The sequence below is a fragment of the Streptomyces venezuelae genome, from assembly GCF_008642335.1.
GTDB classification, from domain to species: Bacteria; Actinomycetota; Actinomycetes; order Streptomycetales; family Streptomycetaceae; genus Streptomyces; species Streptomyces venezuelae_F.
In genome coordinates this window covers 4,467,843-4,482,348 of record NZ_CP029191.1, presented here as the reverse complement: position 1 = coordinate 4,482,348, position 14,506 = coordinate 4,467,843, and the positions used below count along the sequence as shown (strand labels likewise).

The window sequence follows — 14,506 nt, the reverse complement described above, 5'->3', positions numbered from 1 at the left end:
CGCAAACGGAAGCAGACACCTGATCTCACGTCATAGTACTTATGTTTCAGGTGAGTTGGAGTAGACCACGGAGAAGATCCCGGCTGCCGACCGGATCGGGACTGTCCTTCTGCAGCTGCGCGACCACGCGCTCGTACTGGGCGACTTCCTCGGCCTTGTCGAGGTAGAGGGCGCCGGTGAGCTGCTCCACGTACACGACATCGGAGAGGTCGGACTCCGGGAAGCTCAGCATGGTGAAGGCGCCGCTCTCGCCCGCGTGCCCGCCGAAGCTGAACGGCATGACCTGGAGAGTGACGTTGGGGCGCTCGGAGATCTCGATGAGGTGCTGGATCTGCCCCCGCATCACCTCGCGGTCGCCGTACGGACGCCGGAGCGCTGCCTCGTCCAGGACGCAGTGGAAGCGGGGTGCGTGCTCGGAGGTGAGGAGTTTCTGGCGTTCGAGGCGCAGGGCGACGCGGCGGTCGATCTCGGCGCGGCTCGCGCCCTTCATGCCGCGGGCGACGACCGCGTGCGCGTACGCCTCGGTCTGCAACAGGCCGTTCACGAACTGGACTTCATAGACGCGGATGAGCGAGGCCGCGCCCTCCAGGCCGATATATGTCTGGAACCAGCCGGGCAGGACGTCCGAGTAACTGTGCCACCAGCCCGTGAGGTTGGCCTCTTTGGCGAGCGAGAGCAGCGCGCCGCGCTCGGCGTCGTCGGTGACGCCGTAGAGCGTCAGAAGGTCCTCGACATCCCTGGACTTGAAGCTCACCCGTCCCAACTCCATGCGGCTGATCTTCGATTCGGAGGCGCGGATGGAGTACCCGGCCGCTTCGCGGGTGATGCCGCGGGATTCCCTGAGCCGCCTCAGCTGCGAGCCCAGCAGGATGCGCCGTACCACCGAGCCGCTCGACTCCCCTGCGGTCACTTCGCTCAATCCTCCCGATCGACTGGAAGCCAGCAGTCTGCCATTAAACGCTTCGGGCCGTACACGTCCGGTTACAGAAACAGAAAGGGTCCGAAAGGTCCTCAGAAGAAGTCGTGGGAAGAAATGGGCAAGAAGTGGCACGGGATCGACCAAGACGGGCGCGTGCACGTGCATCTGCCCTTGCATCTGCTGTGCGCATTCGGAACCATGGTCCGCGCGCCACCGCTGTACCGACCGCACCATCGGCGACCGACCGCGCCAACCGCTCCATCGCTACGTACCGCGAAACCGGGGAGTGCCTCGCATGGGGACGAATGGATCGACCATGCTCGAGCCGTTAAGGCAGGGGCTACCTCCGATCGACCCCTCCGCCGTCTCGGACGCGGCCTCCGTCGCCCTCCCCGCCCGCTACGAAGCAGTGGGCAGCGCCCGGCAGTTCACCCGCAAGACGCTGGGCCAGTGGGATCTCGACGAGCGGTTCGACGACATCGCGCTGGTCGTCTCCGAACTCGTCACCAACGCGCTGCGTCACGCGCTGCCCGCCGACACGCCGCGCGATCACCATCACCAGGAGCCGCCCGTGCGGCTGCACCTGATGCACTGGGCGACGCGGCTCGTGTGCGCGGTGCGCGACCCCAGCGACGAGAGTCCGGTCGCGCGCGACACGGACGACGACTTCTCCGCGGAGTCCGGGCGGGGCCTGTTCCTCGTGGACTCCTTCAGCGACAGCTGGGGCTGGCACCCGCTCGCCGGCGCGCTGCGCGGCAAGGTGGTCTGGGCGCTGTTCAGCCTGAGCTGAGCCCGGTCGAGTCAGCCACCTATCAGGTGGTCGAACTCCCCGTCCTTCATCCCCAGCAGCATCGCCTCGATCTCGGCGCGCGTATAGACGAGCGCCGGGCCGTCCGGGAACCGCGAGTTGCGCACGGCGACGTCGCCGCCCGGCAGTTTCGCGAACTCCACGCACGAGCCCTGCGAGTTGCTGTGCCTGCTCTTCTGCCAGACGACCCCGTGAAGCTCCGTGGCCGCCATGCCGTTAAACGCGTGGTGCACAGATCGCTCCCCGGGTCATGCGGTGCCGTGTGTGGCTCTAGATGCAGTGGTCAACTGTCCCGGATCATAGCTGTGTTCACATGCAGATGCATGGGCAGATGCACGTGCACGCGGGGTGTTCCCTTGATTACAGGCTTGTCAGCACCTGTTCCGGAGCCCGGACCGGCCGGATCGAATTCCTCGTGCACTAGGAAGAGACGCATGCCGCGCCCTTGGTGTTCCACGATCCGGGTGGCGGTCCGGTCGGCGAAGTCGGCCGAAACGCGGCGGGTTACCGCGGCGACCCGTACGGCAGCAGTGCCATCTCTCGGGCGTTCTTGATCGCCGCGGCGATCCGGCGCTGCTGCCGCGCCGACACGCGCGTGACGCGTCGGCTGCGGATCTTGCCGCGGTCCGAGATGAACTTCCGGAGCAGATCGGTGTCCTTGTAGTCGATGTACGTGATGCCGGCGGCGTCCAGAGGGTTGGGCTTCGGCTTGTGCGGGCGGGCCGCGGACTTGCGCGGGGTCAAGGGTCAGACCTCCAGGAGGGTGTCGAAGGCGGGGGGCAGGTTCTTCCAGGCGTCGCGCCCGGCGGCGTACTCCTCGTCCGTCAGCAGGCAGGACTCCAGGAGCTGTCGGAGCCCGTCGCGGTCCAGGCCCGGCGAGATGAACACCAGGTGGTTGCAGCGGTCGCCGTGCTCCGGATGCCAGTCGAGGGCGGCGGCCGCGCGGCGCACCGGCGGGACCATCTCCCACGCGGCGTCCGGCAGCGAGGCCAGCCACGGCCCGGCGCTCTCGACGCACAGCGCGCCGCCCGCCGCGTCCCACCCGAGCAGCGTGTCCGGATGGTCGGCCAGCCAGAACCGGCCCCGGCTGCGGGCGGCCGCGCAGGTCAGATCCTCCAGCGCGTCGTACAGCCGCCCCGGGTGGAACGGCCGCTCCCCGCGCCATACGAGGGTCGCGACGCCGCACGCGTCCGCCTCGGCCGGCAGCAGCGCGCAGGCGGGGTGCTGCGCCGCGGCGGCGGCCTCGACGTCGAACCCGGCGAGGGCGGCCGCGGCCAGCTCGCCCCGCCCGACCGGCACCTGTCGTGCCGTCGGGTGGAGCTGGGCCAGGAGGGCGCGGTCCTCGTCATCGGCTGCGGCGTCATCGCCGTCCGCCACGGCGAGCACCGGCGCGTACTCCAGCTGGCGCGCCCAGGTGTCCGCGACGGTGCGCTGATCGCTCGGGGCCGCGGCGAGCCCGGCGTCCATGAGGTCGTCGCCGTTGCTCAGGCAGGGCAGGAGCAGAGCCGGGTCGACGGCCGTGACGACGCCGCTGAGGACGAGGGTGTCCCCGGCGTGCGCGGCGACGACCTCGGCCATCGCCTTGGGCTCGACCGAGTCCCACAGCTCGACGACCGCGAGGCGGGTGAGGCCCGCGTCCGCGAGGCGCCCGAGCTCGGGCATCAGGTCCTCGCGGAGCGCGCAGCACGCACAGTCGTTGACCAGGGGCGCGTCGCCGGTGGAGAGCACGCCCGTGGTGTCGCGGACCGTGCGGACGACGGTGCCGTGCACGGCGGTCGACAGGTCGTGGTGGAGGGCCACGCTGTCGGGGACGGCCGCGAGGAGCTCGTCGACGGCCGCCTTGCGGGCGACCGCGTGCAGACCGCCGACGATCACGACGTCCATGCGGCGCGGCGGGTCCGTGGGCGCGGGGTCCGTGGACGCCGGGTCCATGGGCGCCATCAGCGCTTGCCGAACCGGCGCTCGAAGCGCTCGACGCGGCCCGCCGTGTCCATCACGCGGGCCGTGCCCGTGTAGAAGGGGTGGCTCGCGGACGAGACCTCGACGTCGATGACGGGGTAGGTGCGCCCGTCCTCCCACTCGATCGTCCTGCCGCCGGTGGCGGTCTCGCTGCCCGCCGCCGTCGAGCGGGTGAGGAAGGCGAATCCGGCGGCCTTGTCGCGGAAGACGACGGGGCCGTACGGGGGGTGGATGTCCTTGCGCATGACGGTCAGCGCTCCTCTCGGAAGTCGACGTGGCGGCGGGCCATGGGGTCGTACTTGCGGATGGTGAGGCGGTCGGGGTTGTTCCGCCGGTTCTTGCGGGTCACGTAGGTGTAGCCGGTCCCTGCTGTCGAGCGGAGCTTGATGACGGGGCGTAGTTCGTTGCGGGCCATGGGGCTAGTATATGAAAATGACTCCCGTTTTCAACAAGGAGTCCCGTCCACCACCGCATTCCGACCGAGAGGTGCGTCACCTTGTCCGCCCACTGCCGGCTGACCGGAGCGGAACCCCGCTTCGGCAACAACATCTCCCACTCCCACAGGCGTACGTCCCGCCGCTTCGACCCCAACGTCCAGCGCAAGCGGTACTGGCTGCCGAGCGAGGGCCGGTACGTGCGGCTGCGGCTCAGCACGAAGGGGATCAGGACCGTCGACCGCATCGGGATCGAGGCGGCCGTCGCCAGGATCCGTGCGCGCGGGGTGAGGATCTGATGGCCAAGAAGAGCAAGATCGCGAAGAACGAGCGGCGGCGCGTGATCGTCGCCCGGTACGCGGCCAGGCGCGCGGAGCTCAAGGAGATCATCCGCAAGCCGAGCACGGGGGACGCCGAACGGCTCGCCGCACAGCGGGAGTTGGCGCGGCAGCCGCGGGACGCGAGCGCGACGCGCGTACGGAACCGGGACAGCGTCGACGGGCGCCCGCGCGGATACGTCGGGGCGTTCGGGCTGTCGAGGGTCAAGCTGCGTGAGCAAGCGCACGCCGGATTTCTCCCCGGGGTGCGCAAGTCCTCCTGGTAGCTTGGCGCGCGATTTGGCCGGGCCGTGACCGCCCGGCGCAACACTGCGTCGACCAGGGGGACTTCAATTGCGTACGTACGTCCGTAGTGTCCGGGTGCTCGGTACGGCGGTGGCGGGTCTCGCGGCCGCGCTGGTGCTGAGCGGGTGCGGGAGTGACGGGGGCGGGGATGGGGACGGGGGTGGCGGTGGCGGCAAGAAGGACCGCGGGTCGTCGTCGGGCTCCTCGGGCTCGTCCGGTTCCTCGGGTTCCTCCGATGGCGGGACCGGTGACTCCGGTGGCTCGGGGGGCTCCGGTGGCGGCAGCCTGGAGGGTTCGTGGATCGCCACGTCCGGCGGGAAGCCGCTCGTCCTCGCGGTCAACGGCAAGACCGCGACGCTCCTGGGTGAGGACGTGCTGTGCAACGGCAGCGTGGCCGGCGAGACCGGCTCGCAGACGCTCACCCTCAAGTGCCCGAAGGGCGACGGGGACCGTACGGCGGGCCGGATCGAGTCCGTGAACGGCAAGTCGATGAAGGTCGCCTGGGAGGGCGCGGGCACGGACGAGTTCCTGAAGACGGAGGGCGGCAAGCTCCCCGAGGGGCTGCCGACGGGGCCGCCGCAGTCCTGACACCACCGCACTCTCCCCTCCCCACCCCACCCCCTTCAGCGGGCCGCGGGACCCTCAGGGTTCCGCGGCCCGCCGTCATCCGGGTGCTTCGTGGACGTACCGTCGACGAGCATCGGCGGAGGCGTGGTGTCCAGGGCGTCGGACAGTTCGTCGAGGGTCTCCAGGAGCAGGCCCGCGCCCCTGCGGACCACGCGGTCGGGGACGCCCTCGCCGTCCCACTCGTCCAGGGCGGCGCGGACCGCCTCCCACTTGGGCACCCGGCGTTCGCGCAGTGCCTTCGCGCCCTGCTCCGTCGACTTGCGCAGCGCCTCGGCGAGGCGGGCCGCCGCGGGGACGGGGGTGTCGCCGCGCTCCGGCAGGTGCGCCTCCATCAGCATGGCGACGCGGCCCAGCTGGGCGAGCGCCTCCTCCGCGTCTGCGGCCGCGGCGCGGGAGAGGCCGCGGTGGCGCACCGGCTCGTTCTTGGCCCGGTCGACGGCTTCCTGCCAGGCGACGCGGGCGTCGCGGGCGGCGAGCAGGGCCTCGCGGACGTCGGGGCAGGCCTTGCCGGCGGGGTGGGCGTAGCGGTCGACGACGGCGGCGGCGTAACGGCCGTCGGCGATCAGCCAGTCGGCCAGGCGGGTGCGGAGTCGGGGGGTCTCCCAGGCGGGGTAGAGGGCGTACGCGATCATCGCGAGGACGCCGCCGAGCAGGGTCAGGACGACGCGCTCCGGGACGGTCTGCGTCCACTGCTGGCCGCCCATCCCGAGCAGGAAGACGACGTACGCGGCCACGCAGGCCTGCGCCGCGACCTGTCCGGTGCGCATCAGCAGGTACATCATCCCGGCGCAGAGCACGGCGAGCGCGGCGGAGAGCCCGGTGCCGGGGTGGGCGAGCTGGACGAGCCCCGTGGCGAGGGCGACGCCGACGAGGGTGCCGCCGAAACGGGCGACCGCGCGGGAGTACGTCTGGGAGAAGTCGGGCCGCATCACCATGACGGAGGCCATGGGGGCCCAGTAGCCGTGCCCGAGGGGCAGCCAGTGCCCGAGCAGGTAGCCGGCGGCGGCCACGGCGGTGACGCGGATGGCGTGCCGCGCGATCGGCGACTCATGCCGCAACTCCCCCCGCACGGCCCGCACAGCGGCGGGCACCAGCGCGAAGAGGGTGGGACGGAGGAGGGGGGTGGGGGCCGTGGCGGGGGCGGGCGCTGCGGCAGGGGTGGGCGCTGGCTTGGGTGCGGGTTCCGCGGGGGTGGGCCCGGGGGAGGTGGGTTCTGCGGGAGCCGCCTCGGCGGAAGCGGGCCCCGCAGCAGCCGGGCCGGCGGGAGGAGCCCCCGCGGCAGCCGACCCCGCGGAAACGGACCCCCCAGCAGCCGGGCCGGTGGGAGCAGGATCCGCGGGAGTCGGCCGCGGGGGAGCGGGCCCCCCAGCGGCCGGGCCGGTGGGAGTGGAGCCCGCAGTAGCGGGCCCGGCGGGCGTGGGGGTGGTCGCTCGGGGAGTCGGCTCTGTCGCGGGGGTGTCTGGGGTGGGGCCGTTGGAGTTGCCTGCTGTTTCCAGGACGTCTTTCAGGAGTGCGCCCAGGCGGGTGGCCGCGCGGTACGCCGGGCCCGTGAGGATCGCCCCCGTGTCCGGGGTGCGCAGCGCGGCCTGCGCCTCCGGGGGGATCCTGACCGGCTCGCCGTGCCGGATCGCCCGCGCCGCCGCGTCCAGGACCGCGCCCGCCGCCGCCAGGAGTTCCCTGACCCGGTCCCGCTCCTTGCCCTCCGCGGGGACGCCCACCGCCGGATCCGCCAGGGAGGCGAGGACCGGGCGGATGCGTTCGGCGACGCCCCGCGCCCCGTGCAGCTCGGCGGGGCGCGTACGGGCCTGACGTGCGGTGATCGTCGCCGCGTCGCGCGCCGCCATCAGCGGTTCGGGGTCGAACGGGGCCACGGGGTCGTGGCGGAGCCGGCGCGCGTAATCCGCCTCGGCCGCCAGCGCGTCGGCGAGCGCGTCCCGGTGGGCGCCCCACCGGCGTACCGGAAAGAGGATCACCAGCGCCGCCTGCACGCAGCCGCCCACGATCATCATCGCCGCGTGGCCCGCCGCCGCGGCGACCGATGTCGGGATCGTGACCGTCACCAGCATGATCGCCACGTTGGACGACGCGATGATGCCGACCGTGGGCCCCACCGCCCAGCTCAGGCCCGCGAGGAACGTCCACAGGCAGAGCAGGGCGAGGAAGAGGAGCAGGTGGGAGCCGGTGAGGTAGCCGAGGAAGGTGGAGACGGCGAGGCTCGTGCCGGAGGCGAGCGCGAGCTCGGGCCGCGGCCGCCAGCTGCGCTGGAACGTGGCGATGGCCGCCTGGAACGCGCCGAACGCGGAGCTCGCCGCCACCGCGGGACCGAACAGCGTCAGGCTGAGACCGATGACGACGGCGAGGCCGGCGGCGCCGCGCAGGGCGACGAGCGGTTCCAGACGTTTGCGCTCGACGGTCAGACCCGCGCGAGCTGTCTCTTTCAGCGCGCGGAGCCAGGTCACATGGTGATGATACGGGGCATATGGGGTGGGGTGGCGGGTGTGCCCGCGGGGCGGTCACGTCGCGTTCAGCGCCACCGTCGGGTGCAGCCGCGCCGCCCCGACCGCCGGGTAGAGGCCCGCCACCATGCCGATGACCAGCGTCGCCGCGAACCCCGCCGTCAGCGACCACGGCGGCACCACCGGCGTCCAGCCCCGGCCCAGCGCGAACGCGTACGTCGCCGCCGCGCCGAGCACCGCTCCCACCGCCCCGCCCAGCGCCGACAGGAGCAGGGACTCCGCCAGGAACTGGAGCCGTATCGCCCCCTTCGTGGCGCCCAGCGCGCGGCGCAGGCCGATCTCCGCGCGGCGCTCCAGGACGGAGATCACCATCGTGTTGGCGACGCCGACGCCTCCGACCAGCAATGCCACCGCGCCCAGGCCGAGCATGAGCGCCGTCAGGCCCTCGTCCGTCGCCGCCTTCGCGGCCAGCGCGTCCGAGGGACGCGAGACCTTGACCGAGCCCTCGTCGCCGGGGCGGACCGTGCGGGCCAGGACCTCTCGTACGTCCTCGACCGTGTCGTCGGGCGACCGCTCGAAGATCATCGACGGGTGCCCGTCGAAGCCGAAGTACTTCTCGGCCGCCGGGAAGCCGACCAGCGCGACGCGGTCCAGCGTCGGGACGAGCTCGACCGGCTCCAGGATGCCGATGACGACCACGTACGAGTCGCCCATCATGATCTTCTCGCCGGGTGCCGTGACACCGAGACGGTCCGCCGCCACCGACCCGAGAACGGTGACGGGGAGCCTCTCACTGGCCCTGTCCAGCCACCGGCCCTCCCCCACGCGCGCGTTGAGGGTCGTCAGGAGGTCGGTACGGGCCGCCTGTGCCGTCACGCCCGCCGTCCGTTCCTCGGGGACGACGTCGCTGCGGCGGATGCGGGCGTCGACGTTCCCCGTGGCCGTGGCGTGCCGGACCGGGCCGATCCGCTCCACCATCGCCACCGCCGACTTGGGCAGCGCCACGTCACCGCCCATGGCGTCCTTGCCCGCCTCCGCGGTGAGGAGGTTCGTGCCGAGCCGGTCGAGCTTCGCCATCAGGTCCGACTTGCTGGACTGGGAGAGGCCGACGACCGCGACCATCGTGGCGATGCCGATCGCGATGCCGAGCGCGGAGAGGACGACCCGGGTGCGGCGGGCGCGCAGGCCCACCGCGCCGACGCGCAGGATGTCGCCGGGTGAGAGGCGAGCAGGCTTCTTCACCTGTTCCCTTGCCCTTTCTTCTGTCATCGGACCGCGTCCGGCACGATCTCGCCGTCCCGGAAGCGGACGCGGCGCGGCAGGGCGTCGGCGATGTCGTGGTCGTGCGTGATCACGCAGACCGTCGTGCCGGTCGCGTTGAGCTCGTGGAGCAGCTCCATGACCACCGCGCCGGACGCCGTGTCCAGGGCCCCCGTCGGCTCATCCGCGAGGAGGAGGGACGGCTCGCCCACGAGTGCGCGGGCGATCGCCACGCGCTGCTTCTCGCCGCCGGACAGTTCGGTGGGCCGGTGGCCCAGCCGGTGGCCGAGCCCGACCCGTCCGAGAGCGGCGCGGGCGCGGGCGCGGCGCTCCTTGCGGGGCACGCCCGCGTAGAGCAGTCCGTCCGCGACGTTGTCGACCGCGTCGCGGCCCGCCGCCAGGTGGAAGTGCTGGAAGACGAAGCCGATGTGGCGGGCGCGCAGCGCGGACAGGCGGGCGTCGGAGAGCGCGCCCACGTCGTGGCCCGCGACGCGGACCGTGCCGGAGGTGGGCTTGTCGAGCGTGCCGACGACGTTCAGCATCGTCGACTTGCCGGAGCCCGATGGCCCGACGATCGCGAGGAGCTCGCCCGCGCGGACGGTGAGGTTCACGCCGCGCAGGGCGTGGACGTCTCCGGCGTACGACTTGGTGACGTCCCGCAGTTCGACGACGGGGATCGCGTCGTCCGCAGCCGCGCTCTTGGTAGTCACGGGATGCGTAACCGCGCTCTCCGTAGTCACATGCTGCGTAGCCGCACGCTTCGTAGTCACGTGATTCGTAACCGCATGCTCCGTAGTCACGTCCTTCGTCACAGCGTCGCCACCCCGACCTTCGTGCCCTCCGCGATGCCGGGACCGCTGACCTCGATCCTGCCGTCGGCGGTCATGCCGGTCTTCACGCGCACCATGCGCGACGTACCGCCACTGACCGTCTGGAGGCCGTAACCGCCGTGCGCGCCGCGCAGGGCGACCACCGCCTCGACCGGGACGGTGAGCACGTTCTCGCGGGACTCGCTCACGAACCGCACGGTCGCCGTGGCCTTCGCGTCCTCGCCCGCCGCGGCCGACCGGCCGCCGTCCAGCGTGATCTCGACCGTGATGCCGTCACCGGACCCGCCGCCGCCTTCACCGTCCTGCTCCTCCGGTCTCACCGTGCCCGTGACGCGGCCCGGTTCCTTCCTGCCGCTCGGCAGCGTGACCTCGACCTCGGTGCCCCGCGCGGCCAGCGACGCGTCGGACTCGTCGAGCTCGGCGCGTATGACCGGCTGCGTCGAGGCGACCGTGAGGACGGGCCCGTCCGGGCCGACCGGGTCCGCGAGCGCCGCGTCCGCGGAGACCACCTTGACGCGGTCGGGCTGGAAGACCACGTCTCCCTTGCCGACCCGGCCCGTCGGCGTGCGGTTGAGGGACTTCTGCCACCGCTTGACGGCCGCTTCGGTCGCGTCGTCGTAACGCGGGTCTACGTAGAGGCCCGCTCCGTAGCCGAGGGCGGTCAGGTTGCGTTCCAGCTGGAGTACGTCGCTGCCGCGGTCGCCCGCCTTCATCTCCCGGAACGCCGGTACGGGCCCGTAGAGGAGCGTCACCGGTTTGTCGTCCCGTTCGTAGAGGGCCTGTCCGCGGGCGACGGTGGCGCCCTCCCGCGCGGCGACCGTCACCGTCCCCTCGACCGGCGACTTCACGGCCCGCCGCCCCGCGAAGTCGATCTTCCCGTCGGCCGTCTCGGACCGCACGAGGTCGGTGCGGGTGACCTCGGCGGTGGCGGCGGGGAGCGCGGACCCGCCGCCTCCCGCGCCGGACTCGTCGGCGGTGACGACGAGGAGGCCCGCCCCGGCCGCCGCGACGGTCAGTACGGCCGCGCCCATGAGGAGCCCCGTACGGCGTCGCATCACTGCATCCCGTCCAGGCCTTCGAGGAGCTTGTCCTTGCAGGCCTCGCGGGCCGCCTTGTACGCGGGCGAACGCTCGTCCATCGTCGGGTCCGTCGGGTTCGGCTCGCCGCCGGGCATGACGTTGCCGCCGGACATGGTCGGGTAGGCGAACTTCGTCATGCCGTTCTCCCGCATGCACTTGGCGTGCGCGAGCATCGACTCGTAGTCCTTCTGGGCGTCGCGCTCGGGCTCCAGGTTCATCGCGGCCCGCAGCTCGGGGTTGCAGACGCCGTTCTTGCCGCCCTTGTACTCCTCGCCCTTCCCGTCCGGGTCGACCAGCTCGTCGATCTTCGACCAGTCGAGGTAACCGCTCAGCCGGGGATCCGGGTAGTCCTTCAGACCGGCCTTGGAACGCATGCACTGGACGTACTTGAGCTGGGCGTCGTAGAAGGCGCTCTTGCCCGCCCCCTTCCCCTCGGCCGCACCCTGACCCCTGTCGTCCTGACCCTTGCCGTCCTGGCTCCCGTCCTGCCCGCCGGACTCCTCAGGCGCCGAGGCGACCCCGGCGTCCTTCGCCCCGCCGTCGCCGTCCCCACCGCCCCCGCAGGCCACCGAGAACACCAGGACGGGGAGGGCGACGAGGCCGGTGAGGCGAAGGTGGAGGCGGCGGCCGCGCCGGGCGGCCGCGCCCGCTGTCGTGTGAGAGCACTTGGTCATGGCGGCAATGTGCCGCCGCCACATGGTGGCCGCTGCACGAGCGCATGATGGACGCGTAACGCCACATGATGAGCACGTAACAATGCCCCGCCCGGCGCGGATCCCCGCCCCAACCCGCCCTGAACCGGGCAAACCCTCGCCCATAATCGTCGGCATGCCCCGAGTCCCCCACGTCCTGCTGATCGAGGACGACGCGTCCGTACGCGACGGAATGGAGCTCGTGCTGCGCCGTCACGGGTACGCCGTCGACACCGCCGCCACGGGTGAGGACGCCCTCGCGCTGCTCGCAAGGCCCGCGGGGCACGACGTCGAGCTCGCCGTCCTCGATCTGATGCTGCCCGGCATCGACGGCTTCGAGGTCTGCCGGCGGATCCGCGCCTCCGGGTCGGCGATCCCCGTCATCATGCTGACCGCGCGGGGCGACGACAGCGACATCGTGCGGGGCCTGGAGGCGGGCGCCGACGACTACGTGGTCAAACCCGTGACCGCGCCCGTCCTGGAGGCACGGATCCGGGCGGCGCTGCGGCGGGCCGAGCCGGTGCGGGTGCGGCCCGGCGAGGACACGTACGCCGGACTCGTCATCGACCGTGCCGGGCTCACCGTCTCCAAGCGCGGCACACCCCTCCCGCTTCCCCCCACCGAACTGCGGGTCCTGCTGGAGCTCTCCGCGTCGCCGGGGCAGGTCTTCAGCCGCGAACAGCTGCTGCGCTCGGTGTGGGAGCACGACTTCCTCGGGGACTCGCGGCTCGTGGACGCGGCGGTCGGGCGACTGCGCGCCAAGATCGAGGACGTGCCCGCCAAGCCGGTGTTCGTGCAGACGGTGCGGGGCTTCGGGTACCGGTTCGGGCCGGTATGAGACACGGGTCCGCACCCTCAAAGAACACGCCGAAACCACGGGCCCCGTGGAAGGTCTGGGGCGGGCTGCGAGGACGCCTCGTCGTCGCGTTCGTGCTGGTCGCGGTCGTCAGCGCGGTCACCGCCACCGGGCTCGCCTACCGCGAGTCCCGCAACGCCGTCCTGGAACGCAAACAGGACGCCGTGCGCACCGACTTCAAGAACCGCGTCGACCAGGCGGCCGCCGACCTCGCCGTGCCGCCCGACGAGGTCTCCCTCACCCGCTTCGCGGTCGGGGTCGCGGACGGGCTCGGGGACACGGTGGTCGTCGCCGAGTACCGCACGCTGCGGGCGTCCTCCGACGCGTCGGCCGACCGTACGCGGATCTCCCGCGCACTCCGCGACGCCGTACGCACGAGGAACCGGATGAGCTTCCAGCGGGTCGACCGGCACGGCAGCCCCTACCTGGTGGTGGGCACGCCCGTCACCTTCGACTCCGGGACGCCGTCCGGGCTCGACGTCTACGCCATCAGCTCGCTGCGCGCCGAGCAGGACGACACGGCGGGCATCCTCGACGCGGTGCGGGACGGCCTGCTGCCGGTGCTGCTGCTCACCGTCGCGCTCGCGCTGCTGGCCGCCCGTACGGTGCTGCGGCCCGTACGGGAACTCGGCCGGGCGACCCGTCGGCACGCCGCCGGGGACCTGACCTCCCGGGTCGTCGTGCCGAAGGGCCGGGACGAACTCGCCGACCTGGCGCGCGACTTCAACGACACGGCGCAGGCCCTGGAAACATCCGTCGACGAGCTCCGCGAACAGGAGGCCAAGGCGCGCCGCTTCGTCGCCGATGTCTCGCACGAGCTGCGGACACCGCTCGCCGCGATGACGATGGTCGCCACCGTCCTCGACGAGGACGCGGCTCAGCTGCCGCCCGACACGGCGCACGCGGCCCGCACGGTCAGCGCGGAGACGGCACGGCTCTCCCGGCTCGTCGACGACCTGATGGAGATGTCCCGCTTCGACTCGGGCGCGGCACGGCTCAACCTCGGCGAGGTCGACCTCGCCGAGACCGTGCGGAACACGCTGACGCTGCGCGGCTGGACGGAACGGGTACGGGCCGAACTCCCGCCCGGCGTCCGGGCGGTGGTCGACCCGCGCCGCATCGATGTGGCGGTCGCGAACCTCGTCGGGAACGCGCTGCGGCACGGGGCGGAGCCGGTGACCGTGACGCTGGCGCCGGGGGGCGACTGGGTGACGGTGGAGGTCGCCGACCGCGGTCCGGGGCTCGCCCCCGACGTACTCCCCCACGTCTTCGACCGCTTCTACAAGGCGGACAGCGCGCGGACCCGCTCGGAGGGCAGCGGCCTCGGCACGGCCATCGCGCTGGAGAACGCGCGGCTGCACGGGGGGACGATCGAGGTGGCCAACAGGCCGGAAGGCGGCGCGGTGTTCACACTGCGGCTGCCGTGGCGGCGCGGGGAAGGAGCCGAGGAATGAGGCACGTACGCGCAAGCCTGTCGGCGGTCCTGGCCGGACTGGTCCTCGCGGGGTGCGGAGTGCGGCCCACCGGTGTGGTGGACGCGGGCGAGGCGGCGGGCGGGCTCACCAAGGGCCTGCGGATCTACTTCGTCTCCGAGACGGGCCGACTGGAAGGGGTCACCCGTTCGCGCACGATCCGCGCACCGGCGGACGTCATCAAGCTGTTGATGTCGGGCCCTTCGAAGGCAGAGCAGCAGGCCGGGCTCACCACGCTGGTGGAGGGCGGCGCATTCGACGTCACGGGCAAGGGCGACCACCTCACGGTGCGCGTCCCGGACCTCCTCATCGACCCCACCGCGCTGGACGACCGCAACCTCACCGGCCAGCTCGTGTGCAGCCTGGCCCGCGCACAGGCGGTCCTGGACGAGCGGGGACGGACACGGCCGGACGACGTGCGCGTGACGGTGCGGGCCGCGGACGACGGGGAGTTGGGGCCGTACGTCTGCTCGGACTTCTTGAAGTAGTCG

Annotated in this window: 18 protein-coding genes; 7 read left to right on the top strand and 11 right to left on the bottom strand. The window is 72.4% G+C overall.

Annotated elements, in window-relative coordinates; translation table 11 throughout:
* Window positions 1–46: 46 nt before the first annotated feature.
* A complete protein-coding gene (locus tag DEJ49_RS20305; RefSeq protein ID WP_150170547.1) occupies window positions 47–910 on the bottom strand; it encodes a helix-turn-helix domain-containing protein in 864 nt (287 codons plus the stop codon).
* 304 nt (window positions 911–1,214) lie between these two features.
* Between DEJ49_RS20305 and DEJ49_RS20300 the strand changes: the two genes are divergently transcribed.
* On the top strand, window positions 1,215–1,709 hold the full coding sequence (locus tag DEJ49_RS20300; protein WP_150185435.1) for an ATP-binding protein: 495 nt from the start codon (window positions 1,215–1,217) through the stop codon (window positions 1,707–1,709).
* A gap of 11 nt (window positions 1,710–1,720) precedes the next feature.
* Here DEJ49_RS20300 and DEJ49_RS20295 read toward each other — a convergent pair whose 3' ends face one another.
* The 5 genes from DEJ49_RS20295 to rpmG form a co-directional block, all read right to left on the bottom strand.
* On the bottom strand, window positions 1,721–1,960 hold the full coding sequence (locus tag DEJ49_RS20295) for a DUF397 domain-containing protein (protein WP_223775964.1): 240 nt from the start codon (window positions 1,958–1,960) through the stop codon (window positions 1,721–1,723).
* A 271-nt stretch (window positions 1,961–2,231) separates the two neighbouring features.
* Complete coding sequence (gene rpsR / locus DEJ49_RS20290) at window positions 2,232–2,471, bottom strand: 30S ribosomal protein S18 (protein WP_150185434.1); 240 nt, start codon at window positions 2,469–2,471, stop codon at window positions 2,232–2,234.
* Window positions 2,472–2,474: 3 nt separating this feature from the next.
* Window positions 2,475–3,659: a CobW family GTP-binding protein gene (locus tag DEJ49_RS20285; RefSeq protein WP_411757241.1), complete on the bottom strand. Its 1,185-nt coding sequence runs from the start codon at window positions 3,657–3,659 to the stop codon at window positions 2,475–2,477.
* 8 nt (window positions 3,660–3,667) lie between these two features.
* Window positions 3,668–3,931, bottom strand: coding sequence for a type B 50S ribosomal protein L31 (locus DEJ49_RS20280; protein WP_150185433.1), 264 nt, complete (start codon window positions 3,929–3,931; stop codon window positions 3,668–3,670).
* Window positions 3,932–3,936: 5 nt separating this feature from the next.
* The gene (gene rpmG, locus DEJ49_RS20275; RefSeq protein ID WP_150170539.1) at window positions 3,937–4,101 is read right to left on the bottom strand and encodes a 50S ribosomal protein L33; all 165 of its coding nucleotides are present in this window, start codon (window positions 4,099–4,101) and stop codon (window positions 3,937–3,939) included.
* 81 nt (window positions 4,102–4,182) lie between these two features.
* On the opposite strand from rpmG, the gene rpmB reads away from it, so the two are divergent.
* The 3 genes from rpmB (at window position 4,183) to DEJ49_RS20260 (ending at window position 5,331) form a co-directional block, all read left to right on the top strand.
* Window positions 4,183–4,419, top strand: a complete 237-nt coding sequence (gene rpmB, locus DEJ49_RS20270) for a 50S ribosomal protein L28 (RefSeq protein WP_150185432.1) — start codon at window positions 4,183–4,185, stop codon at window positions 4,417–4,419.
* Window positions 4,419–4,724, top strand: a complete 306-nt coding sequence (gene rpsN / locus DEJ49_RS20265; RefSeq protein WP_150185431.1) for a 30S ribosomal protein S14 — start codon at window positions 4,419–4,421, stop codon at window positions 4,722–4,724. The genes rpmB and rpsN overlap by 1 nt, the downstream gene beginning before the upstream one ends.
* A gap of 67 nt (window positions 4,725–4,791) precedes the next feature.
* Complete coding sequence (locus DEJ49_RS20260; RefSeq protein ID WP_150185430.1) at window positions 4,792–5,331, top strand: hypothetical protein; 540 nt, start codon at window positions 4,792–4,794, stop codon at window positions 5,329–5,331.
* A 35-nt stretch (window positions 5,332–5,366) separates the two neighbouring features.
* On the opposite strand, the gene DEJ49_RS20255 is transcribed toward DEJ49_RS20260, so the two are convergent.
* From DEJ49_RS20255 to DEJ49_RS20235, 5 genes are all read right to left on the bottom strand, one after another.
* Window positions 5,367–7,829: an FUSC family protein gene (locus tag DEJ49_RS20255; protein ID WP_150185429.1), complete on the bottom strand. Its 2,463-nt coding sequence runs from the start codon at window positions 7,827–7,829 to the stop codon at window positions 5,367–5,369.
* 54 nt (window positions 7,830–7,883) lie between these two features.
* Complete coding sequence (locus DEJ49_RS20250) at window positions 7,884–9,095, bottom strand: ABC transporter permease (RefSeq protein WP_150185428.1); 1,212 nt, start codon at window positions 9,093–9,095, stop codon at window positions 7,884–7,886.
* On the bottom strand, window positions 9,092–9,796 hold the full coding sequence (locus DEJ49_RS20245) for an ABC transporter ATP-binding protein (protein ID WP_150185427.1): 705 nt from the start codon (window positions 9,794–9,796) through the stop codon (window positions 9,092–9,094). Before DEJ49_RS20245 ends, DEJ49_RS20250 begins: the two co-directional genes overlap by 4 nt.
* 98 nt (window positions 9,797–9,894) lie before the next feature.
* Window positions 9,895–10,971, bottom strand: a complete 1,077-nt coding sequence (locus tag DEJ49_RS20240) for a peptidoglycan-binding protein (protein WP_150185426.1) — start codon at window positions 10,969–10,971, stop codon at window positions 9,895–9,897.
* Complete coding sequence (locus DEJ49_RS20235) at window positions 10,971–11,669, bottom strand: hypothetical protein (RefSeq protein WP_150185425.1); 699 nt, start codon at window positions 11,667–11,669, stop codon at window positions 10,971–10,973. The genes DEJ49_RS20240 and DEJ49_RS20235 overlap by 1 nt, the downstream gene beginning before the upstream one ends.
* Window positions 11,670–11,823: 154 nt before the next feature.
* Between DEJ49_RS20235 and DEJ49_RS20230 the strand changes: the two genes are divergently transcribed.
* The 3 genes from DEJ49_RS20230 (at window position 11,824) to DEJ49_RS20220 (ending at window position 14,503) form a co-directional block, all read left to right on the top strand.
* Window positions 11,824–12,525 carry a response regulator transcription factor gene (locus DEJ49_RS20230; RefSeq protein ID WP_150185424.1) on the top strand — a complete coding sequence of 234 codons (702 nt, stop codon included), beginning with the start codon at window positions 11,824–11,826 and terminating at the stop codon, window positions 12,523–12,525.
* 92 nt (window positions 12,526–12,617) lie between these two features.
* Window positions 12,618–13,997 (top strand): ATP-binding protein, encoded by a 1,380-nt coding sequence (locus DEJ49_RS20225; protein WP_411757180.1) that lies wholly within the window; start codon window positions 12,618–12,620, stop codon window positions 13,995–13,997.
* Window positions 13,994–14,503, top strand: coding sequence for a GerMN domain-containing protein (locus tag DEJ49_RS20220; protein ID WP_150185422.1), 510 nt, complete (start codon window positions 13,994–13,996; stop codon window positions 14,501–14,503). The genes DEJ49_RS20225 and DEJ49_RS20220 overlap by 4 nt, the downstream gene beginning before the upstream one ends.
* The last annotated feature ends 3 nt before the right edge of the window (window positions 14,504–14,506 follow it).

Bases quoted from the DNA above. Each gene is read 5' to 3' on its own strand.
- DEJ49_RS20300 (WP_150185435.1), top strand. From the start codon at position 1,215: ATGGGGACGAATGGATCGACCATGCTCGAGCCGTTAAGGCAGGGGCTA.
- DEJ49_RS20285 (WP_411757241.1), bottom strand. From the start codon at position 3,659: ATGGACCCGGCGTCCACGGACCCCGCGCCCACGGACCCGCCGCGCCGC.
- DEJ49_RS20280 (WP_150185433.1), bottom strand. From the start codon at position 3,931: ATGCGCAAGGACATCCACCCCCCGTACGGCCCCGTCGTCTTCCGCGAC.
- rpmG (WP_150170539.1), bottom strand. From the start codon at position 4,101: ATGGCCCGCAACGAACTACGCCCCGTCATCAAGCTCCGCTCGACAGCA.
- rpsN (WP_150185431.1), top strand. From the start codon at position 4,419: ATGGCCAAGAAGAGCAAGATCGCGAAGAACGAGCGGCGGCGCGTGATC.
- DEJ49_RS20250 (WP_150185428.1), bottom strand. From the start codon at position 9,095: ATGACAGAAGAAAGGGCAAGGGAACAGGTGAAGAAGCCTGCTCGCCTC.
- DEJ49_RS20240 (WP_150185426.1), bottom strand. From the start codon at position 10,971: ATGCGACGCCGTACGGGGCTCCTCATGGGCGCGGCCGTACTGACCGTC.
- DEJ49_RS20235 (WP_150185425.1), bottom strand. From the start codon at position 11,669: ATGACCAAGTGCTCTCACACGACAGCGGGCGCGGCCGCCCGGCGCGGC.
- DEJ49_RS20230 (WP_150185424.1), top strand. From the start codon at position 11,824: ATGCCCCGAGTCCCCCACGTCCTGCTGATCGAGGACGACGCGTCCGTA.
- DEJ49_RS20220 (WP_150185422.1), top strand. From the start codon at position 13,994: ATGAGGCACGTACGCGCAAGCCTGTCGGCGGTCCTGGCCGGACTGGTC.